Here is a 21,862-nt window from a genome sequence, read left to right as displayed (position 1 = left end):
CAAAGATAATAATGATGGGAGGAATATAAATGAATATACAACGTGCAATAGAGCTTTCTGTGTCAGCGGAACAAGCCAATGTCAGTTTTCAAGGCATGCCTGTTATGATTCAACACGTCGATGAAAGCAATGAAACCGCCCGCATATATGAAGTAAAAAACCCAGGACGCGAATTAACTGTTCCAGTTAATAGCTTAGAGGAAATATAAGAAATGCCACTTCTCTTTTGAAGTGGCATTTTTCTTATGAATCAAAAATACAACTATTATTTCTTCTAATTTTTTAAGCTTATAATAAGAAAATGTAAATTTTATACTCTAACCCTATATTTTGTGATATTTTATACTCTGGAAATAATTAAATCTTTATAGATGAATAATATAATTTTTTCTATTTCCCACTCTATACATAAAGGAGGAATTGTATGAGCCTCTCTATATACGAAGGTTTAGGTATTATTTTTTTCGTAATCATTATTACTTACGCCCTTGCACACAAATATTTATGGTCAAAAAAATTACTTATTATTCTATTTCTCATTTGTAATGCTATTTATCTTATTTGGCGAACTTTTTATTCGTTACCAACTATTAATCTCATAAGTATTATCGCTGGTATTATATTGTTAATTACAGAATGGGCTGGTTACTTACAATCTATCGTTTTTAGCATTGTTTCATGGAAACCATATAAACGGAAAGAAGTACCATTATCCACTTTTGAAAAACTACCTACTGTCGACATATTTATTGCCACTTACAATGAACCGATCGATTTGTTAAAACGTACTGTAGCTGGTTGTACGTTGATTACTTATCCGAAAGAGTTACTAAACATTTATATTTGTGACGACGGGCGCCGTGAAAGTGTAAAGCAACTTGCGGCAGATTTTTCTGTTCATCACATAACTCGCACCGAAAACAAGCATGCAAAAGCTGGAAATTTAAATCATGCGATGCTTCATTCAAAAGGTGATATTATCGTAACAATGGATGCCGATATGATACCACGAGCTAACTTTTTAGAGCGAACGATTGGATATTTTTCTAAAAATAATGTTGTATTCGTTCAAGCACCACAAGTTTTTTATAATGCTGATCCTTTCCAATATAATTTGTTTTTTGAAGATAACATCGCCAATGAACAAGATTTCTTTATGCGCCAGTTAGAAGAAGGGAAAGATCGCTTTAATGCTACGATGTATGTTGGTAGTAACGCCCTATTTGGCCGCACCGCGCTTGAAGAAATTGGAGGATTTGCGACTGGAGTTATTACTGAAGATATGGCAACTGGTATGCTACTACAAGCTAACAAATGGGAGACTATATTTGTCAATGAAACACTAGCTGTTGGATTATCCCCAGAAACATTTAGTGATTTATTAAAACAACGGGACCGCTGGTGTAGAGGGAACATTCAAGTCGTAAAAAAATGGAATCCTTTCACTATAAAAGGATTATCTTTTATGCAGCGTCTTTTATATGCAGATGGAATTCATTATTGGTTTTTCGGTGTTTATAAAATGATATTTTTATTAGCACCGCTATTATTTTTAGTATTTGATATTTATAGTTTAGAAATTAATTTCATGCACTTATTTATGTTCTGGGCACCTGCCTTTTTAACATCACAGCTTATTTTCAAAGCTGTTTCTAATAAAAAACGAACAACTACGTGGAGTCATGTGTACGAAGTTGCTATGGCTCCTTATATGGGATTTGCTATTTTATCAGAAATTTTCTTACGTAAAAAGTTTCAATTTCATGTGACAAGAAAGGGAGTTCAAAATAATACAAGGCATTTTTTATGGATTGCAAGCATCCCTCATCTCATATTACTCATTTTAACAATTATTGCACTTATTCGAGCAACACTTATGCTCTTATACCCTGAGCAATATTATATTGAAAGAGAGAGCTTATATATTAACATTTTCTGGTTACTATACAACGGGATAGCTATTGTCACTTCACTATTTGTAGCATTTGAAAGACCGCGTTTTCGAAATTCAGAACGTTTCGTAGTAAATTTACCAGGTACTTTATATGCCGAAGATATGATCATTTCTTGCAATATCCTTGATATTAGTGAAACGGGGGCACGTTTTGAATTAGATTCCTCCATTCCATTTGAAACTTTATCAAGTCTATCTTCCTATATGCTATCTTTTGGCGAGGTAGAAAAGATTTATAGTACAAAAAAATGGATTCGGAGACAAGAAAGTTCTGTACAAGTTGGTGTATCATTTGATGATGTATCCCATGAGCAATATTGTAAACTCATTCTTCATCTATTTAGTAAACCGGTTAATGACCGGGTGGAAAAGGTGTACGATAAAGCATTTCTTACACTAGCAATTGCATCTTTCATAAAAAACACAAAAAAAGCACCAAGACAATTTCGCAGGCAACATATACGTGAGCAACTGATGTCTCCTGGAACATTGCATATGAATGGGATGCCGATTGAAGCGACCATTATCGACTATAGTACAGGTGGGTGCCAAGTACAAACGAACATCCCTCTTGTGATTGACCAAATTATACAAGTAACAATGGAAGAACGTAATATTCAAAAGAAAAATGCACAAGTGTGTTGGATTCAAAAAAAGGGTCGTAAAATATATGCTGGATTAAAATTCACAGCGTAAAAAAGAAAAGAAGCGTCGTGCTTCTTTTCTTTTTTACATGCTAAAATACTTATTAAAGGGGGGAATGTATATGAAAAATACTTCACAAAAAATGAGTCATTATTATGCCGTGATATTCACTTCTAATTTATCAAATGATACAACAGACTATAATACCGTTGCCGAAACAATGGAGGAACTTGCAAAGCAACAACCTGGATTTTTAGGTGTAGAAAGTGCACGAGGTAATTCTGGGCTCGGAATAACAATTTCTTATTGGGAATCACTTGATGCAATTGAAAATTGGAAGAAGAACGCCTTACATAAAGAAGCGAAAAAAAGAGGTCGTGAGCAATGGTATGAAAACTTCCATCTGCGTATTTGCCTTGTTGAGAAAGAATTTAAGTTTCAAAGAGGCACAATATAACTATGAAGGAAAAATTAGCTCTCGTTATTGTTCATGAAATATATGGTGTGAACGACCATATGCATCACGTTACCGAGCAATTTACTTCATCTCATATTGACGTATTCTGTCCTAATCTTCTGCACTTACAACACGCATTTCATTATCGTGATGAAGAAAAAGCATATGAACATTTTGTAAATCATATTGGATTTAATGATGGAAAAGACCAAATTGAAGCATTCATCAATACCCTTTCAAGCAATTATACACATATTGGACTTATCGGCTTTAGTGTTGGAGCTACCATCTCATGGCTATGTAGTAACAATCCGAAAATAGATTTTATCATCGGATGTTACGGTTCTCGTATACGCGACTATGTTCACATAAAGCCTACATGCGCTACACTACTTATATTTCCTGAAAAAGAAGCTAGTTTTTCAGTATCCTCTTTAATTCAAACATTGCAGCAACAAAAAAATCCTTTACTAGAAATACAACAACTACACGGTGAACATGGATTTCTAAATCCGTACACTGAAAAATATAACGGGCACTCTACAAAACAAGCATACAATGTAATAGATTCATTTCTTGTAAAGTGAAACTTTATTAGTTCTTTATTTGGGTTATTGTTGTTAGTTATTTCGGGGATGTAATAGAAGAAGGAAGAAAAGCCAACATTCAACTTTTCTTCCTTCTATCTTTACCTTTAGCTTTCACTGTCACTGATTCACAAGGTGTATAATATATTTGAGGTGTCGCCTTATCAACAAACATCATAAACGTAATAAAGCCGATAATAAAGAAAATAAACAACGTTAACAAAATTGCTCCTATCGTTAAAAGTATCATAACACCACCCCTATATTTTTCATGTTATTACACCTTTCGCTATTATATGAGCGTAATCCTTTTTAGAAAAAGAAACGTAACAAAATAATCACAACCACTCCCGTTAATACTGTACCTAATAAACTACGAGTATATATCGCTACAAGAAATGTGGGAATTGCTGCGATAAGGTAATCCCACTGCATCGTCTCATGCATAAATAAAACTTGTGCTAAAAGCGCTGCTAATATCGCAATTGGTATGTAATTTAACCATTTTAAACCCCAGTCAGGAATTTGTAGTTTGCTAAATACGAGTAGAGGTAAAATACGTGGCACGAGTGTAACAGCTCCTGCTGCTAGTAAAAGTAATAATACATCTAATCTCATTTCCATTTTTCAATCACCACTCCAATCGTCGCAGCTAGTAAGGTTGCGATAATAACCGCTATACTATCTGGCATAAATAGGTGTGAAACGTATGCGATGATAATCGCTACAATTGCAACACTTAAATGAATTGCTAGTTTTGGTTTACTACTTATGAGCTGAAGAACAAATAATCCAATAAACATCGCTGGTAATGCATAATCCATCCCGTATGTATGTGGATCTGGTATCCACTCACCAAACAGTCCACCAATAATAGTAGCAAGAATCCAATTTAAATACGCTGTTACGTTAAGCCCGATCATCCATCTTTCACCTAAATATCCTTTTTGCGCCGCGTGTTGCACTGCAACGCCGAAAGTTTCATCTGTAATTTGCGAACCGATGATTAAGTTTTTAAATAGAGGAATTTTCGTAAAGTACGGCGCGAGTGCAGCACTCATAAGAAGGTGGCGCAAGTTAACAAAAAATACAGTAAAAATAATTGCGGAAGCAGGAGCACCGGCTGCATACATACCAGCTAATATAAATTGGGCAGAACCTGCATAAATTAAAGTGGACATAAATGCAATTTCAATGATAGAAAAACCTGCTGTTTTTGCAATTACACCAGCTGCTATACCGATGCTCAAGTAACCAAATACAGTTGGTAAACAATCTTTTACTCCTTGCTGAAATGTATCATCGCTCTGCAAAGCTACATGTGCCTGAGCTTTACTCATCTCTATCATCCTCCATTCCTTCTAAAGTTCGTTTTCCTGTTACGACATGAACTAAATCTATATTTTCACGCCATAACGTATCTAACTTATCAGCTCCAAATTCCTTCGTGATTTCTTCAACCATAATATCGTGCCGCACATACTCTGTAGCAACGAGAACTAGCGCTGGGTCATACGTTGTAACGGCCCATGAAGTGCTATCATTTGAGAAGTTCGCAATTAATACTTCCTCTCCATCACGCGCAATAACAGTTAAATGACCACCCATTCTCTTTTCAACAACGTGAGGCGTCATATAATTATGGTGAAACGTCGCTCCTATTTTTGTTTCTGGAGCTCCAAATAAGATTGAAAATATATGTACGCCTTCCTCTTCCTTTTGATAAATGTATGGCTCAATTTCATGCACTTGATCTTCCCATACAGAAATCCATAATTCTTCCTTTGCCCTATTAATTATATTGCATATTTCTTTTAAAACACGATCATTTGAGCGAATATGCGAAATTACATCTATTTGTCGCTCTTGTTCTAAACAATTTAATTTCTCATCTAAAAATTCAAAGGACTTTTCAAAGTCTTTTCGCATTCGATTCATTAATTCGGTAGCTGGTACTGGTACATATTTAACTGGTTCAGAAGGTACAATATGCACTGCTCCTTTATCCATTAACTTACCGAGTACCTCGTAAATCATAGAACGAGGTACTCCTGTTTGTTTACTCACTTCATAGCCAGTTACTGGGGAATGTTTTAACAATCCAATATACGCTTTACATTCATATTGGGAAAATCCTAACTTTTGTAATTCCTTTATAATTTCATCCATCGGTAACCCCTCACAATCTAAATCGCTCTTACTTCAAAACGGCGATTTTGCTTCCCTTTACTTTTTACTTTATCAATAACAAGTGTTCCTATTTCACTCGTATTTTTCACATGTGTGCCTCCACAAGCTTGTTCGTCTAAGTTTTCAATTGTAACAATGCGGATTTCTTGGATAGTAGTTGGCAGGAGATTGATTGCTGTTTTAATCATTCCTACAGCATTTTCTGCTTCTTCGCGGCTCATATAACGAGTGGAAATTTCTTTATTTTGCTTAATAAGTTTATTCACTGCCTCAACAATTTCTTCTACTTCCACGCTCGATAACTCTTGTAACTCATTAAAATCGATACGTGCTTTATCAGGATAAATTTGATTTCCGGTGCATAGAGCTCCATACTTTTCATAAACTACAGCTCCGATAAGATGCAGTAAAGAGTGATGACGCATTAAATTATGACGTCTTTCCCAATTAATCTCTAATTTAACTGGACCTAATTTTACTTGAGCTTCATCTTTTATATAGTGAACTATTTCTCCCTGCTCCTTCTTTACTTTTTCAACTTCAAATACAGACCCATCTTGTACAATGACACCCGTATCACATTCCTGTCCTCCACCAGTTGGATAAAAAACTGTTTCTTTTACAAATACTTTATTCCCTTCCACTCTTATCACTTCTGTCTCGCAACTCGTTTTGTATGCATCTTCTAAATATAATGCCGTTTTCATACTCTCACCTCTTTAGTAGTTATAGTTATACCTACTAATATAAAAAATAATATTCATACAGTCAACTTATATTTCAGAATTTTTAATTTTAAATAAAAAAAGCCTTTTATAATAAGGCTTTTTTCTACATGCTATTATTTATTTTAACTGTAAAGTATTTAACATGTTTCCCGCCAAATGCTCCCGTAAAGTAGAACCTGTATACTCTTCTCTAAATACTCCCGCCTTCACAAATAAAGGAATGACTTCACTAAAGAATAGATTTAGTGACTTGGGAGGTCCTCCTGGAATAGCAATAAATCCATCTAACGCTCCGGCCTCAAACCTATCCATAATTTGCTTCGCAACGTCTTTTGGTGTACCAACCGCAACCCAATGAGCCGATCCAACAACTTCTGGTCGCTCTAGTATTTGTTCAACTGTTGGTTCATTTTTAATAATGAAATGCCGTAATAATTCTGCATGTGTTTTACTACGTACAGTTTGATCCCGACTTGGCAGCATCTCTTCGGTAATTTTACTTTCTAGCGGAATCCCTCTCGCATCTAATCCGAGAACCATTTCAAGTAACGCATATCTCTTCTCTTTTGTGAGATGTTGATGAGCTTGTCTATGCATTTCTAGCGCCTCTTCATATGTATCACCTATAAAGAAATATAATCCAGGTAATACGCGTATAGCATCTTGCTTCCGGCCATGCTGTTCTGCTCTTCTTCTTAAATCTTGACGAAGTTCAATACCTGACTCTACATCTGGCGTTGCAGCAAAAATTGCATCTGCAACAGAAGCAGCAAAATTCCGACCAGACTCTGAAGCACCGGCTTGAAATAATGGCATTTCTCCTGATATATGCTGTGGGATATTCAGCGGACCTTTTACCTCAAAATATTCACCACTATGTTCAATTGGCTTGGCCATCTCTCTAATAACTTCAGTGTTATCTATTTTCAACACTTCATAAGGATGACTCCTCCAAAGTTTTCTTACTAACTCTGTACATTCTGCTGCTTTCGCATATCTCTCCTCAGATGATGGCATCCCTTCCTCACCAAAGTTTTCAGCACCGTCAATTGATGTAACAATATTCCACCCTACTCGGCCGTTACTAATCCAGTGTAACGATTGTAATTGCCTTGCTAATATATATGGTGGATAAAATGAAGTTGAAGCGGTTGTAACGACTCCAATTTTTTCAGTTGCGTACGCAATAGCAGTAAACAATAATGTTGGGTCTAAAATTACATTCCCTTTATTTCTAGCAATTAAATCTGGGTGGGCCACTAAATAATCGGCTTTAAAAACAAAATCTAACTTAGCCTTTTCTGCCTGTAGTGCCAACTCTACTTGCTCATCAATTCCGGAATTAAACTCATTCTCTTGTTCTTTCTTTCTAGAAATTAAACATAATCCAATGCAAAGTTGATTCTTTTTAGACATCTTCACACCATCCCCTTATTTTTAATTCACTTAGTTAAACAAATGTTGCTGTCATTATGAAATTCTATTCTTATGAAAATAGATAAAATGATATTGATAATCATTATCATTTTATGATGTAACTGTAATAAAAGCAATAACAAAAAAGACTCCCACTTTTGGAAGTCTTTTATCTCAATATTTCATTCGCTTCTTTTTCATAAATTTTATCAAATGACGTCATAACACGCTGTGATGCTTGAATCATTTTTTGATCCGTCATAAGATCTGCCATCTCTTTCGTCATATCAACATTTGAATTTTCTAGCATATGATTTTTTACTATTCCTGTTCCGTTCGGTAAATTAGCAATGTTTCCTTCTGCTAGTGTAAAGCTTTTGTTCTCACGTTGCACGAGACGAGCATTCGTTTCGGCATCTACTGTTTTTGTTTGTAAACGAGCAATATTATTTTGTGTTACTTCATCATATAATGTACCGTCTGCTTGTACAGCAACCTTTGCTCCTTCTGGAATACGAATACGCTCATTATTCTCTCCCATTACGAAAGCACCTGAAGATGTTTGTAAATAACGATCACTATTTAATGTGAAACTACCATCTCTCGTTAAAAACGTTTCATCATTTTTAGAAGTAACGAAAAATGATGTTGTGCCGGCCGCGCCGTCATCTAAAAAGAAATCTGTAGCACTATTTGTCATTTGTATATTTCCTTGTACTAAATTCACATGTGTTGCAGCTGGTACTACAGCGTAATCGACCGAACCGATATTTGTTACCGCCCCATCTCCTCGGCGATATGTGTCTTGTACATCAAATACTTTAGACGTCATATTTTCTGCTTTAAATCCTGTCGTTTGAGCATTTGCAACGTTATTCGAATGAACATTAATACGCTGCATGTAATTCATCATACCCATAGAACCTATATAAAGACCGTTCATATTCATTTGAATAAGGCAAGCGCCTTATTCTTCACCTCTTTTCTACGATGTTTGTAACATTTGTTTCGCTAAATGTTCAGCTGTAGCGATATGTATATTTTTCCTTATGTCTTGGCCATCTGTCATTAATACAATAGGAGCTGATGATACTGCTGGAATTTTCAACAATTCGCCACTACTTGCTGTTTCATCAAATTTTGTAAACACAATACCATCTATATGAATATCTTTAAAGTTTGTAATGATTTCAATCATATCTTTACTTTTCATCGAAGCTGATAACGTTAAACAAATATAATCTGGTTCTACTTGTCCCATCGTTTCAATCATTTCTTCCACTGTTTCTGACGTACGATAATTTTTTCCGGCTGTATCAATTAAAATATAATCGACGCGTGCTTCTTCTTTAAAATACGTAAGCGCTCTTGTCATTGCAGCTTCATCACGCACAGCAATTACTTCCGATCCAATTGTCTTTACGTTATCTTGCAATTGCTGCACTGTCCCTATGCGAGAATGATCTGTCGTTATAAAACCAACTGTTTTGTTCTTACCGTGAAATTGCCATGCCATTTTCGCGAGTGTCGTCGTTTTACCAACGCCAGTTGGACCGATTAATGCGATTGTTTGTACTTCTTTTTCAAAGACGTTTTCCGTATTAAAATGAGATTTCATATCTTCCAATATGTACCTGATAACTTCTTCTTCTGTAATCATCGTTGCATTTTCAAACTTTATTTTTAACTTTTCAGCATATGCATAAATGAAATATTGTTCTACATCGTTTTGTTCTAGCATCCGAATTACTTTTTGAATAATAAACGGTACAGATTCTTGATTTTCTTTCTTTGGAGCTACTTCTTCTTTCTTTACCGGAACGACTTGTTTCACAACTTTTTTCTTTTTCGTTACTTCCGCTTCTTTCGTCGGTTTCACAACGACAATTCCTTTTTCGAACAGCTTTAATAGTTTCTCTTTTTTTCTTGCCCATTCTTCACTATTTCCTGTTTGCATCGCCGCGTATGACATAGAAGTCGTTACGTTTTCTAAATTGTGCAGTACTGATTGAATTCCATTCGCCTTCACAATTTGTTCTGAAGGATCATTCACAACATCCATTAACTGTTCATGAAATTGAGCTGTACCTTCATTCACTTCTTCCTGTTTTTCTTCTGGAAAAGCAACTAACATTTCATAATCCTTTTTCCAGAAAAACGGTATATTTCGTTTTACACTTTCATCGACAACGTAATAATAATCTGTACCATATTGGTCAAATAACTTTCGATACAATTCATTTTTCGAAGCTGCTTTTATTCGCATTAACGCTTCTTTCTTTTCTGTACTTTCCATTACTTCACCCCCTACTATTCAATATAAGCAATTTGATCCACAACAATTTCTGGTGCTAATTCGCTAATACAAAGTACTTGTGCTTCCACTTGATAACGTTCTAGCAGTCTTACGATCGCAAATCTAAAATCTTTTCTACGTGTTAATAACACTGGTTCTCTTCCCATTAAACGTGCTTGCTTAAAGACGCGCTGCACTTGCTCAACGACACGTGTTTCTAAATCTAAATCCCAGTTTAATAAGTAACCTTGATATGAATTATTCACAACATCCGCATCTAACTCAATTGAATCAGAGAAGAGCGCTGCATATATTTTTCCGTCCGGATTTTTCGCATTTTCACAAATAACTTTTGAAATACATTCACGAACAAATGATGTCACACCGTCAACGTGGTTTTGATAAATTTCTTTGCCGTCAATAATACCTTCAATAATTGTTGGTAAATCACGAATAGAAATACCTTCTTTTAGAAGTTGTTTAATAACATTTTGAACGAGTGATAAATCAATTTCTTTCTTCTTAATCTCTTCTAATAGAACGCCATTATCATTTTCAAGCGAGTTAATTAAGTCTTTTACATGTTGACGCTGAATTAATTCATGAAGATTACGTCTAACGACAACATCTAAATGTGTAATTAATATGCTAAGTGGCTCTAACACTTGATAGCCTTTCATTTGTGCATCTTGCACCATATGCTCTAAAATCCAATATCCATCTTCACCGAAAATTGGATCTTTAGCTGGCTCTGCATCTAAATCAGCCATTACGTTCGGTGTTTTCAGTGCTAATAAATAACCTGATTTTAAAACACCTTCAGCTGCCTTCGCACCTTTAATACGAATAATGTAACGTCCGCGTGGTCTAAAGCTCGTATTATCTTTAAAGTTAATTCCAGGAACGTTAATACCAAGGTCAGTAATAATCGACTTCCGCATAAGAACAACTTTATCACGAGCTGTTTCCCCGTTAATTTTCTGCTTTACAAGTGCTGCTAAATCTAAACCGAGTTCTACAATAATCGGATATTTATCCGTAAATACTCCGAATGAATCTTCCACTTGTTGCAGTTGCTCATCTTCGCCTTGAATCATTTCTAATTCTTTTTGAAGCTCGTCTTCTTTTTCTTTCTTTATTCGATTTTTATTACGAATGCCTAAGAAGATAATCGTTCCACCAACGAGTGCGAATGGTAGAAACGGTAGCGGAGTAAAAATACCCATTGCGATAAATAAACCACCTAGTGCATATACAACGACTTCATGCGCTAATAACTCTTTAAAGATACCTTCTGTTACTGTATCCGGTGAGCCGTCAAATACACGCGTTACGATAATACCTGTTGAAATTGCAAGCATTAATGAACCGATTTGGTTTACGATTCCGTCACCGACAGTTAACTGTGTATAATGAAGAGCTGCATCTGCAAAGCTCATTCCTTGCTGCATCATGCCGACAATTAAACCGAAAATAATGTTTACGAATAAAATGACAATCCCGAAAATAACGTCCCCTTTAATGAACTTTCCGGCACCATCCATCGCCCCGTAAAACTCTGTTTCCATATTTAATTTTTTTCGTTTTGCCTGTGCATCTTTTTCTGAAATAATACGCTGGTTTAAATCAGCATCGATAGACATTTGTTTCCCCGGTAAAGAATCAAGTGTAAAACGAGCTGCTACTTCAGCTGTACGAGATGCACCGTTTGCAACGATAAACTGGAATATGATTAATACTGTAAAAATAACGATACCAATTAATAAGTTTCCGCCAATTACGAACTGGCCGAACTCTTCAATAACATGACCTGCATTTCCATCTGTCAAAATCGCTCGCGTCGTCGAAACGTTAATCGATACGCGGAAAATCCCGATTAATAACAACATCGTTGGAAATGACTTTAATTCATCCCACTCGTTAATACTTGTCGCTCGCATATAAATAAGCACTGACATACTTAGTAGAAAAACGATAATGATATCAAGTATAAATGGTGGAAGTGGAATTAAGAGCGCCACTACGAATGACGCTGCTAAAAAGATAGAAAAATAGGTTCTTGCAGACTCTATCTTAAACAAAGAGATCTCCTCCAAACGCGCTATTACACTTCAAGTTCGTTCGTCTGAATTAAATAGCGCATAACTTCAATTACAGCTACGTATAAATCTTCTGGAATCGTCTCATCTTCCTCGACCTGATAATATAAAGAACGAGCAAGCGGACGGTTTTCCACCATTGGTATTTCTTGTTCACGGGCAAGCGTTCGTATATATAATGCGAGCTCATCTTCCCCTTTTGCAACGACAATTGGTGCTGCATCAATGTGTTTATTGTAACGAAGTACAACCGAAATATGCGTCGGGTTGTTCACAATAAACGTTGCACCATCCATCTTCTTCGCGATTGTCCCTTGCAAGATGGCATGCATAAAGTTTTTTCGTTTCCCCTTTACTTGCGGGTCCCCTTCATTATCTTTATGCTCCCTTTTTACTTCTTCTTTTTTCATCTTAATATCTTGCTCGTACTCCCATCTTTGGTAAATGAAATCAATAATAGAAAGAACGATTAAAATAATTAAAATTGCTAAGAAAATAAATTTAATTTGCCTAATAATTTCAGTAAGTGACGCAGTCCAGTTAAATCCAATCATGCTCACGATTTTCTCTAAATTCTTTTTAAAAAGAACATAAGCGACGTAACCGATTAATCCCATATAAAATAGTGATTTCAAAATATCTACTAAACTTTTACGACTAAACAGTCTCGTAAAATAGTTTTTCGGATTAATACGTGACGCTTTCGGCTTAATAACTTTTGAAGAAAATAAAAAGCCGACTTGAATCATATAATTGAATAAATGAAAAGCGTATACGAGTATTAATATCGGAGCTGATACTTTTAGTAGTAGCATCCCCATTAAATAGAAATACTCGGTTGAATCTGTATTTTTTCCAATTTGATTAAACAGTACCGCTACGGAATTCGCAATCTCAAACCCTAGCCAATCTCCGAAGAAATAAACGACAACTGCTAATACAAGTATGGAAAATAAATTATTTAAATCTTTACTCCGGGCAATATTCCCTTCTTCACGCGATTTTTTACGCTTCTGCGGGGTGGCCTTTTCTGTTTTATTATCCTTTGCCATGCGCGTCCCCCTACTTCGTTAAGAAAAAGTTAAATAGTTTCGTATACTCTTCAAGTAATACATCCGTCATATTTTTAAACACATAACCGAGCATCGGTACACTCATCGCAATAAACAAAATCCCACATGTAATTTTAATTACGTATGCATTCATAAAAACGTTTAATTGCGGAGCATTTTTTGCAATTAAAATAAGAACAAAGTTAATGATGAATAAACTTCCCATAAGCGGCAGAGCAATTTCAACCGCTGATGTGATCGCAAATAATAACGTTGCGAGTAGACTATCTAAAAAACTAGTCGTCAACAATTTTGAAATCGCCTCTGTATATTGAAACGACTTTAAAATAGTGGCAACGAAATAGTTAATGCCGCCCAGTGAAATAAAAATAATAAGAAAAAATATATCAAAAATTGTTGATAGCAAAGTGGACTGTGACCCTGCATTTACATCAAACAAACTTGCTTGTGATAAACCAATATCAAAGTCTAAAATATGCCCTGCCATTTTCGGAATGTTCCACAGCATTTCTACAATTTTTGAAAGTGATAATCCAATTACAATTTGCGTTCCTGCATAAGCTGCAACGTCCCAAACTGTCTTGATGTGAGAGACATCCACTTGATCCGCCACTGTAATTGAAAGAGCGAGTCCAACTGTAACCTTCGCCATTGCTGGAATGGATCGGCCTGAGAAAAACGGTAAAAAATATAAAAATGAAGTAATGCGACAAAACGCAAAAAACGTTGCCGCCCATAATTCCATATTCATTTCAGTTCACCTATCTTAGTACGAACGCAATAGCGATGGGATTTTATCAAATAAATCTAAAATAAGCATCGTTAACTCTTGGAACATCCACGGACCTAAAATGATAATTACGAGCACAATACTCGCCATTTTCGGTAAAAACGTCAGCGTTTGCTCTTGAATTTGCATCATTGCCATAATAACCGCGATAATAATAACGACAATCAGACTTACAACGGCAATCGGCATTAAAATCATAACCCCTTTATAAAAAAAGGTTTGGAAAATATCTATAATTGGTGACGTATTCATTTATATGACTCCTATCACATAGCATCAAACGCTTCAGGCGACCGTCTTAAACATAATATCGACAATTTTTGTATATCCACCTAAATATACGAAAACGAGTATTTTAAACGGTAAACTTAAAATCATCGGCGGTACCATCATCATCCCGAGGTACATTAAAAGTGTACTAATAATCAAATCTATAAATACAAACGCTAAATAAATGAACATCCCTGTTAGTAAACCTTTTTGAATTTGCGTTAACGTAAAGGATGGTACGAGTGTAAATAAGGAAAGATCTTTCAAATCTTTCGGCAACTCTTCTCCGCGTACTTTCAGCATCATTTTCAAATCATGCTTATACGTATGCTTTGACATATATTCTTTCATAATAGGAGCTGTCGTTTCCGCAGCTTGACTTACTGTTATTTTCTCTTTCGTCATCGGATCCCACACATCGCTCTTCAGTTGCCCGAGTACAGGCTGCATCGTAAAGAGTGATAAAAATAATGCAAGTCCAACAAGCACTTGGTTTGGTGGTAAATTCATTACCCCAAGTCCTTGACGTGTAATCCCAAGAACGATCATAAAATAAGTAAAATGTGTAAATAATAGAACGATAGAAGAAGATAATGATAAAAGGGTAACGAGCGCAAATAGTTGTACACTTGAATTACTCGTAAACTCTTTTCCATTTTCGAAATTAATAAAACCGTTCGGGGCCGCATACGCTGGATTTACAAAAATAATTGAAAAAACGATAGAAAATACGAAAATAACGGCTAATAATGATAACTGTTTCTTTATTCTCATGATGGATCCTCTACTTTTTTCGTTTCAGTCTTCACCGCGTCTTCTAGTGCTTGTTGAAACTGATTTCCTGTTCCGGTTAATTGCACAGACTGTACACCGTTATTACTAATAACAGTGAACACTTGCTTTCCGTCCACTTCAAATAAAAAGGCACTCGTTTGATGATTTAAATAAACGCCGTCTTTTACTTGAATATGGCCATTTTCACCCTGCTTAAAAAACTGCTGTTTGCGCGTCTTTTTCGTCATATAATATGCACCGTAACCGAGCGCACCAAACAGTAAAACGACTTGAAATAAGGTCGTCATATACGACATATGACTCCTCCTCTACTCTTTATCTTGCATTTGACTTTGCGCTTTCATAAGCGCCGCTTGTTTCTTGTCAGCTTCAATTTCAGAAATGATAATACCGAATTTCTCGTCCATTACGATTGCTTCACCGATGCCGACTTTCATATTACTTAAATACACATCTACTTTATGTCCTAAGTTTTTCTCTACTTCAAGAACATCGCCAACTTTTAACTGCTTTACATCTCCAAGCGTAATAGATGACTTTCCAAGCTTTACACCAAGTTCAATCGAAATATCTGAAACAGTATCGATATGTGCTTTACCTGCTTCATTTCGCTTTCCTGCAAAATCTTCTAATCCCATTAATGACACGGGAGATACTTCATGCTTCATATGGATCCTCCTACTCTACAAAACTTTTAAATAGGAGCGCCTTACGCGTTCCATCTTTTCCAATAAAACAATTAAATTTATGCTTTCCATCTACATAACCAAGTAATTCATCCGAAACTTTCGTATGAAGCGGAATAATATCGCCTTCTTCAATTTGTTCAATCTCACTCATTGTCATTTTCTGCTCACCAATCGCAACGTGAACAGGTTTGTACACTTGATTTACTTTCACTTCCACTTCAGACGTATACTTCCTACGTTTGTCCGAAGAATGTTCGACAATATTTTCAGACGTTAACTTATCCATAATTTCTTCAACAGATAAGAACGGAATCCCGATACGCACCGTCGTATTCCAAAAATCTGTTTTCATATTTACGTTAAGTAATGAAATGATATCGCTCGCTGTCGTAATCTTTAATGCATTCGGATCTGTTTCCGTCGTTACAAATTTCGGTTCAATCGCAACAACACTTTCAAATGATTGCTCTAAATTTTTACAAAGAAGCAAGAATATATTATCAAGCGTTAAAAACTCAAATGCTGTTAACGGTCTGCGCATCGTAAAGTTACGCTTACTATCTCCGCCAAGCCAACATTCATGAATATAAATAACGAATGCTAAATCAATCTCAATAACAATTTCTCCAAGCTCTGGTAAACCGAGATCAATCACGCAATATAAATAATAATCTTTCGGCATTTTCTCCACATACTCACTCGTAAATGGAACTTGCTCAACTGTTGAAGGCTCTAGTTCAATTGGAATACGCATACGCGCTGATAACGTCTGTGACGTCTGTTTTCCAAACGTAGAAGCAATCGCTTGCAAACTACGTAAATGCTCAACACCGAACTTCTCTGGTCTATTAAAATCATACTCTTGAAATTTCTCTTGCTTTCCTGCTTCTTGTGCGAAAGCTGGCATTTCCTCGCCTTCATTTACCGCCTTCAGCAGGGCATCAATTTGCTCTTGGCTTAATTTTTCGCCACTCATGACAATCCCCTTCCCTACCTTTTCAATTCAACGATTTCAACGTACATCTTCCCATTCTTCGTCAAAATCTTTCCGGTTCCAATCTCTTCATTCTCAAGCATAAGACGCACCGTATTTTTCGTTGAATTTTCAAGACGATACAATGTACCTTTCGTAATATGAAGCAAATCTTCAATTTTCTTTTTCGTATTTCCGATTTCAAAATAAATTGTTAACGGAATATCATCTTGTAATTTCAAATCTAGCCAACTCCCATATCATGTTCACGAAAATTTCATGTTCTCTCTATATATGAAACTCCCTATTTTGAAACGTCGATATTTAATATTTTTTTAATATATCCTTGCGTTTCTTTAAATGGCGGTACGCCTCCGTACTTTCTCACATTCCCAGGGCCAGCATTATAAGAAGCAAGTGCCAATACTAAGTCGCCGTTATTCTTCTTTAAATAACCGCTTAACTCTTTCACGCCACCTTCAATACTTTCAGCTGGTGAAAAGGGATTCTTCACGCCCATCTCCTTCACATTCGCTGGCATAAGCTGCATAAGTCCCATCGCACCTGCATGTGACACCGTTTTCGGATTAAAATTAGACTCTACTTCAATCATTTTTTGAATTAACGTTTTCGGAATTCCGTATGTACGGCTAGTGCGATCAATAATATCCTCATACTTCCCTTCATTGGAAGAACGTATTTTTTGAATATTATACTTCTTCGTTAATTCCCACGTATCAACAGCCTCATTTTTCGTTTCTGGGAAACGTCGTTCAAACTCTTTTTGCGCAACTTGCACTTCATCTGCTTTCTTCGTTTCAGCCTTTTCTTCAGGCTTACTCGCTTCCTCTACTTTATTAATAGTTTCTGCCGGTTTATTAACAACCGCTTCTATTTTCGTAGATTGTACCGGCTGACTCATATCCTCTACTTTTGCCGGCTGCGTAGTTTCTTTCGTCTCCTTCGCAGGCTCACTCTGCAACTTCTCTTGAAAACGACTACTAACAAATGCTTGTGGACTACTTAGCTTTTGCTGAATTTGTCCTTTCTTATATGCAAGCACTTCTTTTACTATATTTCCAACTATCATAATATCACCTTTTCGGTAAACAAAGATAATCTAATATTAGAGTTTTTTTTTAAAGTTTGCAATAATCCTTTTAATAATTATGTAATAAAAAAATGAATATATTGTTAAACTGTTATTTTTTTATATTTATTAATTCGAATTTTTAGTTGACACCCGTTGTAGCAAGGATTACAATAAATCTCGAAATTGATTTTTTCGCATATTACCGTTTTTCAATTTGCAGAAAAGTCAATATAAAAAAATGGGGGTTTCTTAACATGAGAATTAATACAAACATTAACAGCATGCGTACTCAAGAGTACATGCGCCAAAACCAAGCAAAAATGAGCAACGCTATGGACCGTTTATCAAGCGGTAAACGTATCAACAGCGCTTCTGACGATGCAGCAGGTCTTGCAATCGCAACTCGTATGAAAGCACGTGAAGGCGGTTTAAACGTAGCTGGACGAAACACTCAAGATGGTATGTCTTTAATTCGTACAGCTGACTCAGCTTTAAACTCAGTTTCTAACATTTTATTACGTATGCGTGACCTTGCTAACCAATCTGCCAATGGTACAAACACTAAAGGTAACCAAGCTTCTTTACAAAAAGAATTTGCTCAACTTACAGAACAAATTGATTATATTGCAAAAAATACGCAATTCAATGATCAACAATTATTAGGTACTGCAGATAAAAAAATTAAAATTCAAACGCTAGATACAGGATCTACTAATCCTGCTCAAATCGAGATTACACTTAACAGTGTTAAATCCGCTGATTTAGGTCTTGATGTACAAATTGGTGATGAAGGTGATGCTGAAAGTACAGCTGCTGCAGATCCAACGAGTGCTAAGCAAGCAATTGATGCAATTGACGCTGCCATCACAACAGTTGCTGGACAACGCGCTACACTTGGTGCAACATTAAACCGTTTTGAATTTAATGCTAACAACTTGAAGAGTCAAGAAACTAGCATGGCTGATGCTGCTTCTCAAATCGAAGATGCTGATATGGCAAAAGAAATGTCTGAAATGACTAAGTTCAAAATTTTAAACGAAGCTGGTATCAGCATGCTTTCTCAAGCAAACCAAACTCCACAAATGGTAAGTAAATTATTACAATAATCCATTTAGTAACTATAAAAACACACCTCTCTACAAATTGAGAGGTGTGTTTTTATATATCAATATCCCCCCAACAATTAAGGCCAAATATCTATTCACTGTTTGAATGCTTACAAACTTGGCATAGCTATTTCAATGCGTCTAATGCATTCCAAACCATACTTCCCTCTCTTTTATCATTCCACTATATAAAGAAGTTCAACTATTTATTTCATCATAAAATAAAAGAGAATAGCCTAACTGAACTGCACCCAATTGTTAGGCACAGTCTAACAATTGGGGGTGCAGTTTTTCTATGGCTAAATTTACAGCTGATGAAAAAATACAAATTGTTCTACGTTATTTGAACGGAAATGAAAGTTATCGAGAAATAGGTAGATCGCTCGGTATAAGTGACACAATCATTTTGAATTGGGTAAACCAATATAAACAGAATGGTCTGGAAGCTTTTCTAAAACGATGTACAAATTACACACAACAATTTAAACTAGACGTACTAAACTTTATGATTGAAAACGGTATGTCCTTATTTGAGACGGCAGCTATCTTTAATATTCCTACCCCTTCAACGATTTCTGTTTGGAAAAAACAGCTCGAAACACAAGGAATTGATGCCCTTCAATCTAAGAAAAAGGGGCGTCCATCCATGAAAAAAGATTCAAATAAACAATTAAAACAACCTTTAGCTGAAGGATCAGTCGAAGCACTTGAAGCACGCATTAAACAGCTTGAGATGGAAAATGAGTACTTAAAAAAGTTAAATGCCTTAGTTCAAAACAAGGAAAAATCACAAAACAAGACAAAGCGCAAGTAGTCTATGAATTAAGGCATAAATATTCGGTGAAGGCACTCGTGGAGCTAGCTACTATTCCTCGAAGCACGTATTATGATTTAGTAAAGAAAATGAATCTTCCAGATGTAGATGCCGATTTGAAAGCTGAGATTAAAGCGATTTATGAGGAAAATAAAGGTCGTTATGGTTACCGTCGCATTCGTGATGAGTTAACGAATCGTGGCCAGAAAGTGAACCACAAGAAGGTTCAGCGCATTATGAAAGAGCTTGGGTTAAAGTGTGTTGTGCGTATGAAGAAATATAAATCCTATAAAGGAAAAGTCGGTAGAATTGCACCTAATATTTTAGAGCGTAATTTTCATACAGATGCACCGAATCAAAAGTGGGTAACAGACATCACAGAGTTTAAATTGTTTGGAGAAAAACTGTATGTATCACCTGTATTAGATTTGTATAATGGTGAAATTATTACCTATACAATTGGTTCTAGACCGACGTATTCGCTTGTTTCAGACATGTTAGAGAAAACATTGGAACGTTTACCTGAAACGCACCAGCTACTGATGCATTCGGATCAAGGATAGCATTATCAAATGAGACAGTACGTCCGTACTCTTGAATCAAGAGCTATCGCCCAGAGTATGTCTCGAAAAGGCAACTGTTACGACAACGCAGTAATAGAAAATTTCTTTGGGATTATGAAGTCGGAGTTCCTCTACATAAAAGAATTTGAAAATGTAGAGCACTTTAAAATAGAATTAGAAAAATATATAGATTATTATAATACGAAACGGATTAAGGAAAAATTAAAAATGAGCCCGGTACAATACCGGACTCACTTTTATCAAGCTGCCTAATGAAATAACCGTGTCTAACTTTTAGGGGTCACTTCAACTTTTCAAACGCTCTTTTTTAATATAACTTAGAAATAATTATATTTTCTTCCCTTAATCTAAAATATACTATTAAGTATTTTTTCACAGACTATTTACACCTACCATCCTAAAAATCGTTATTAACAAACTATTTTTCTATTTAAAAATTATTTATTAAATAAAAAAGTGCTACTAGTAAATAGTTAGCCAACTATTTACTAGTGCACTTTCCTTTATTCCATCTAATTCATTAACTGCACGAATTACTCAGCAATATAATTTATTGCAACACGTTTACTTTCATCTTTATTTACTTTTGTAACACTTACATAGATTTTTCCTGCTACTTCTCCTAATTGAGGGATTACAACATTTACCGCCGTTTTATTTTCTGCTACCGTTGCTGTTCCAATTGCTTCTTGGACTGTCTCTTCATTATATACACTTACCTTATCACCTGCTGTTAAACCAGTCACTCTAACAATATCAGCCGCTCCGTCATTATTTAAAACAACAATATTTCCACCTACTGGCTCCGCCGTTACTTGTGATTCATATTTCACCGCTGTACGAGCACTTTCTAGCTCATTTTCACTTTGTACACTTACATATACCGTGCCACCTGTTACTTTTAAAAGATCTTTCCCTAAAATTGTTGCTTCTGTTTTTCCTTCCGCTACTGCTTCTGATGTTACGATTGCTTCTCCACCTTTTGATGCTTCATATACACGRACAATGTCACCTTTTTTCAGTTCTGACACTGTAATTGTATCTTCTGCTTCCACTTTATTATTTGACACTGTGATTTTTTCTACGGCTGGTGCCACCGTTNACAATGTCACCTTTTTTCAGTTCTGACACTGTAATTGTATCTTCTGCTTCCACTTTATTATTTGACACTGTGATTTTTTCTACGGCTGGTGCCACCGTTGTTGGCTCTGCTTCGTACTTCACTGCGACTCTCTTACTCTCATCTTTATTCGGTTTCGTTACTGTTACGTATACTGTGCCGCCTGTTGATACTAGTAAATCT

General features: G+C 35.7%; 23 protein-coding genes and 1 pseudogene. 6 read left to right on the top strand and 18 right to left on the bottom strand.

The window, feature by feature from the left end; translation table 11 throughout:
• The first annotated feature begins 29 nt into the window (after positions 1–29).
• The 4 genes from ASE54_RS01990 (at position 30) to ASE54_RS01975 (ending at position 3,643) form a co-directional block, all read left to right on the top strand.
• The gene (locus ASE54_RS01990) at positions 30–209 is read left to right on the top strand and encodes an H-type small acid-soluble spore protein (protein WP_001025734.1); all 180 of its coding nucleotides are present in this window, start codon (positions 30–32) and stop codon (positions 207–209) included.
• 215 nt (positions 210–424) lie between these two features.
• Entirely contained in the window at positions 425–2,650 is a 2,226-nt protein-coding gene (locus ASE54_RS01985; protein ID WP_000059016.1) for a glycosyltransferase, read from the top strand.
• Positions 2,651–2,720: 70 nt separating this feature from the next.
• Positions 2,721–3,056, top strand: coding sequence for a DUF4188 domain-containing protein (locus tag ASE54_RS01980; protein ID WP_000799455.1), 336 nt, complete (start codon positions 2,721–2,723; stop codon positions 3,054–3,056).
• A gap of 2 nt (positions 3,057–3,058) precedes the next feature.
• Positions 3,059–3,643, top strand: coding sequence for a dienelactone hydrolase family protein (locus ASE54_RS01975; RefSeq protein WP_000660112.1), 585 nt, complete (start codon positions 3,059–3,061; stop codon positions 3,641–3,643).
• A 79-nt stretch (positions 3,644–3,722) separates the two neighbouring features.
• Here ASE54_RS01975 and ASE54_RS33440 read toward each other — a convergent pair whose 3' ends face one another.
• From ASE54_RS33440 to ASE54_RS01890, 18 genes are all read right to left on the bottom strand, one after another.
• The gene (locus ASE54_RS33440) at positions 3,723–3,893 is read right to left on the bottom strand and encodes a DUF3951 domain-containing protein (protein WP_000602229.1); all 171 of its coding nucleotides are present in this window, start codon (positions 3,891–3,893) and stop codon (positions 3,723–3,725) included.
• A gap of 62 nt (positions 3,894–3,955) precedes the next feature.
• On the bottom strand, positions 3,956–4,267 hold the full coding sequence (locus ASE54_RS01970; protein WP_000425944.1) for an AzlD domain-containing protein: 312 nt from the start codon (positions 4,265–4,267) through the stop codon (positions 3,956–3,958).
• Positions 4,258–4,983, bottom strand: coding sequence for an AzlC family ABC transporter permease (locus tag ASE54_RS01965; protein WP_000030479.1), 726 nt, complete (start codon positions 4,981–4,983; stop codon positions 4,258–4,260). Before ASE54_RS01965 ends, ASE54_RS01970 begins: the two co-directional genes overlap by 10 nt.
• On the bottom strand, positions 4,976–5,812 hold the full coding sequence (locus tag ASE54_RS01960) for a helix-turn-helix domain-containing protein (RefSeq protein ID WP_000343356.1): 837 nt from the start codon (positions 5,810–5,812) through the stop codon (positions 4,976–4,978). Before ASE54_RS01960 ends, ASE54_RS01965 begins: the two co-directional genes overlap by 8 nt.
• A gap of 17 nt (positions 5,813–5,829) precedes the next feature.
• Entirely contained in the window at positions 5,830–6,540 is a 711-nt protein-coding gene (locus ASE54_RS01955) for an alanyl-tRNA editing protein (protein WP_000844966.1), read from the bottom strand.
• Positions 6,541–6,678: 138 nt separating this feature from the next.
• Entirely contained in the window at positions 6,679–7,977 is a 1,299-nt protein-coding gene (locus ASE54_RS01950; RefSeq protein ID WP_000038859.1) for an NtaA/DmoA family FMN-dependent monooxygenase, read from the bottom strand.
• 169 nt (positions 7,978–8,146) lie between these two features.
• Complete coding sequence (locus tag ASE54_RS01945; RefSeq protein ID WP_001013934.1) at positions 8,147–8,920, bottom strand: flagellar basal-body rod protein FlgG; 774 nt, start codon at positions 8,918–8,920, stop codon at positions 8,147–8,149.
• Between the two features lie 42 nt (positions 8,921–8,962).
• Positions 8,963–10,273, bottom strand: a complete 1,311-nt coding sequence (flhF, locus tag ASE54_RS01940; protein ID WP_000446177.1) for a flagellar biosynthesis protein FlhF — start codon at positions 10,271–10,273, stop codon at positions 8,963–8,965.
• Positions 10,274–10,287: 14 nt separating this feature from the next.
• Positions 10,288–12,354 (bottom strand): flagellar biosynthesis protein FlhA, encoded by a 2,067-nt coding sequence (gene flhA, locus ASE54_RS01935; RefSeq protein ID WP_000472586.1) that lies wholly within the window; start codon positions 12,352–12,354, stop codon positions 10,288–10,290.
• A gap of 23 nt (positions 12,355–12,377) precedes the next feature.
• Positions 12,378–13,424: a flagellar type III secretion system protein FlhB gene (locus ASE54_RS01930; RefSeq protein WP_014895213.1), complete on the bottom strand. Its 1,047-nt coding sequence runs from the start codon at positions 13,422–13,424 to the stop codon at positions 12,378–12,380.
• A gap of 10 nt (positions 13,425–13,434) precedes the next feature.
• Positions 13,435–14,196 carry a flagellar biosynthetic protein FliR gene (locus tag ASE54_RS01925; protein WP_001055718.1) on the bottom strand — a complete coding sequence of 254 codons (762 nt, stop codon included), beginning with the start codon at positions 14,194–14,196 and terminating at the stop codon, positions 13,435–13,437.
• A gap of 15 nt (positions 14,197–14,211) precedes the next feature.
• Positions 14,212–14,487: a flagellar biosynthetic protein FliQ gene (locus ASE54_RS01920; RefSeq protein ID WP_001098080.1), complete on the bottom strand. Its 276-nt coding sequence runs from the start codon at positions 14,485–14,487 to the stop codon at positions 14,212–14,214.
• 33 nt (positions 14,488–14,520) lie between these two features.
• Positions 14,521–15,279 (bottom strand): flagellar type III secretion system pore protein FliP, encoded by a 759-nt coding sequence (locus ASE54_RS01915; RefSeq protein WP_001220582.1) that lies wholly within the window; start codon positions 15,277–15,279, stop codon positions 14,521–14,523.
• The gene (locus ASE54_RS01910) at positions 15,276–15,596 is read right to left on the bottom strand and encodes a hypothetical protein (RefSeq protein ID WP_000121178.1); all 321 of its coding nucleotides are present in this window, start codon (positions 15,594–15,596) and stop codon (positions 15,276–15,278) included. Before ASE54_RS01910 ends, ASE54_RS01915 begins: the two co-directional genes overlap by 4 nt.
• Before the next feature lie 12 nt (positions 15,597–15,608).
• Complete coding sequence (fliN, locus tag ASE54_RS01905; RefSeq protein ID WP_000680010.1) at positions 15,609–15,968, bottom strand: flagellar motor switch protein FliN; 360 nt, start codon at positions 15,966–15,968, stop codon at positions 15,609–15,611.
• A gap of 10 nt (positions 15,969–15,978) precedes the next feature.
• Positions 15,979–16,965 (bottom strand): flagellar motor switch protein FliM, encoded by a 987-nt coding sequence (gene fliM / locus ASE54_RS01900; protein ID WP_000012361.1) that lies wholly within the window; start codon positions 16,963–16,965, stop codon positions 15,979–15,981.
• A 14-nt stretch (positions 16,966–16,979) separates the two neighbouring features.
• Complete coding sequence (locus ASE54_RS01895) at positions 16,980–17,204, bottom strand: flagellar motor switch protein FliN (protein ID WP_000775712.1); 225 nt, start codon at positions 17,202–17,204, stop codon at positions 16,980–16,982.
• 62 nt (positions 17,205–17,266) lie between these two features.
• Complete coding sequence (locus ASE54_RS01890) at positions 17,267–18,052, bottom strand: lytic transglycosylase domain-containing protein (protein ID WP_000635229.1); 786 nt, start codon at positions 18,050–18,052, stop codon at positions 17,267–17,269.
• A gap of 257 nt (positions 18,053–18,309) precedes the next feature.
• Here ASE54_RS01890 and ASE54_RS01885 point away from each other — a divergent pair, with 257 nt between their 5' ends.
• Entirely contained in the window at positions 18,310–19,161 is an 852-nt protein-coding gene (locus tag ASE54_RS01885; RefSeq protein ID WP_001222366.1) for a flagellin, read from the top strand.
• 295 nt (positions 19,162–19,456) lie between these two features.
• Positions 19,457–20,811 (top strand): annotated as a pseudogene (locus ASE54_RS33430) (IS3 family transposase).
• Positions 20,812–21,862: the final 1,051 nt, after the last annotated feature.

This window comes from Bacillus sp. Root131, from assembly GCF_001429475.1.
GTDB classification, from domain to species: domain Bacteria; phylum Bacillota; class Bacilli; order Bacillales; family Bacillaceae_G; genus Bacillus_A; species Bacillus_A thuringiensis_S.
This window is presented reverse-complemented; position numbering and strand designations above follow the sequence as displayed.

Excerpts from the sequence above, each read along its gene's own strand:
- ASE54_RS01890 (WP_000635229.1), bottom strand. The coding sequence starts at position 18,052 with ATGATAGTTGGAAATATAGTAAAAGAAGTGCTTGCATATAAGAAAGGA.
- ASE54_RS01975 (WP_000660112.1), top strand. The coding sequence starts at position 3,059 with ATGAAGGAAAAATTAGCTCTCGTTATTGTTCATGAAATATATGGTGTG.
- ASE54_RS01915 (WP_001220582.1), bottom strand. The coding sequence starts at position 15,279 with ATGAGAATAAAGAAACAGTTATCATTATTAGCCGTTATTTTCGTATTT.
- ASE54_RS01925 (WP_001055718.1), bottom strand. The coding sequence starts at position 14,196 with ATGAATATGGAATTATGGGCGGCAACGTTTTTTGCGTTTTGTCGCATT.
- ASE54_RS01950 (WP_000038859.1), bottom strand. The coding sequence starts at position 7,977 with ATGTCTAAAAAGAATCAACTTTGCATTGGATTATGTTTAATTTCTAGA.
- ASE54_RS01945 (WP_001013934.1), bottom strand. The coding sequence starts at position 8,920 with ATGAACGGTCTTTATATAGGTTCTATGGGTATGATGAATTACATGCAG.
- ASE54_RS33440 (WP_000602229.1), bottom strand. The coding sequence starts at position 3,893 with ATGATACTTTTAACGATAGGAGCAATTTTGTTAACGTTGTTTATTTTC.
- ASE54_RS01990 (WP_001025734.1), top strand. The coding sequence starts at position 30 with ATGAATATACAACGTGCAATAGAGCTTTCTGTGTCAGCGGAACAAGCC.
- fliM (WP_000012361.1), bottom strand. The coding sequence starts at position 16,965 with ATGAGTGGCGAAAAATTAAGCCAAGAGCAAATTGATGCCCTGCTGAAG.
- ASE54_RS01965 (WP_000030479.1), bottom strand. The coding sequence starts at position 4,983 with ATGAGTAAAGCTCAGGCACATGTAGCTTTGCAGAGCGATGATACATTT.
- ASE54_RS01960 (WP_000343356.1), bottom strand. The coding sequence starts at position 5,812 with ATGGATGAAATTATAAAGGAATTACAAAAGTTAGGATTTTCCCAATAT.
- flhF (WP_000446177.1), bottom strand. The coding sequence starts at position 10,273 with ATGGAAAGTACAGAAAAGAAAGAAGCGTTAATGCGAATAAAAGCAGCT.
- fliN (WP_000680010.1), bottom strand. The coding sequence starts at position 15,968 with ATGAAGCATGAAGTATCTCCCGTGTCATTAATGGGATTAGAAGATTTT.
- ASE54_RS01980 (WP_000799455.1), top strand. The coding sequence starts at position 2,721 with ATGAAAAATACTTCACAAAAAATGAGTCATTATTATGCCGTGATATTC.
- ASE54_RS01910 (WP_000121178.1), bottom strand. The coding sequence starts at position 15,596 with ATGTCGTATATGACGACCTTATTTCAAGTCGTTTTACTGTTTGGTGCG.
- ASE54_RS01970 (WP_000425944.1), bottom strand. The coding sequence starts at position 4,267 with ATGGAAATGAGATTAGATGTATTATTACTTTTACTAGCAGCAGGAGCT.
- ASE54_RS01955 (WP_000844966.1), bottom strand. The coding sequence starts at position 6,540 with ATGAAAACGGCATTATATTTAGAAGATGCATACAAAACGAGTTGCGAG.
- ASE54_RS01985 (WP_000059016.1), top strand. The coding sequence starts at position 425 with ATGAGCCTCTCTATATACGAAGGTTTAGGTATTATTTTTTTCGTAATC.
- ASE54_RS01920 (WP_001098080.1), bottom strand. The coding sequence starts at position 14,487 with ATGAATACGTCACCAATTATAGATATTTTCCAAACCTTTTTTTATAAA.
- ASE54_RS01885 (WP_001222366.1), top strand. The coding sequence starts at position 18,310 with ATGAGAATTAATACAAACATTAACAGCATGCGTACTCAAGAGTACATG.
- ASE54_RS01930 (WP_014895213.1), bottom strand. The coding sequence starts at position 13,424 with ATGGCAAAGGATAATAAAACAGAAAAGGCCACCCCGCAGAAGCGTAAA.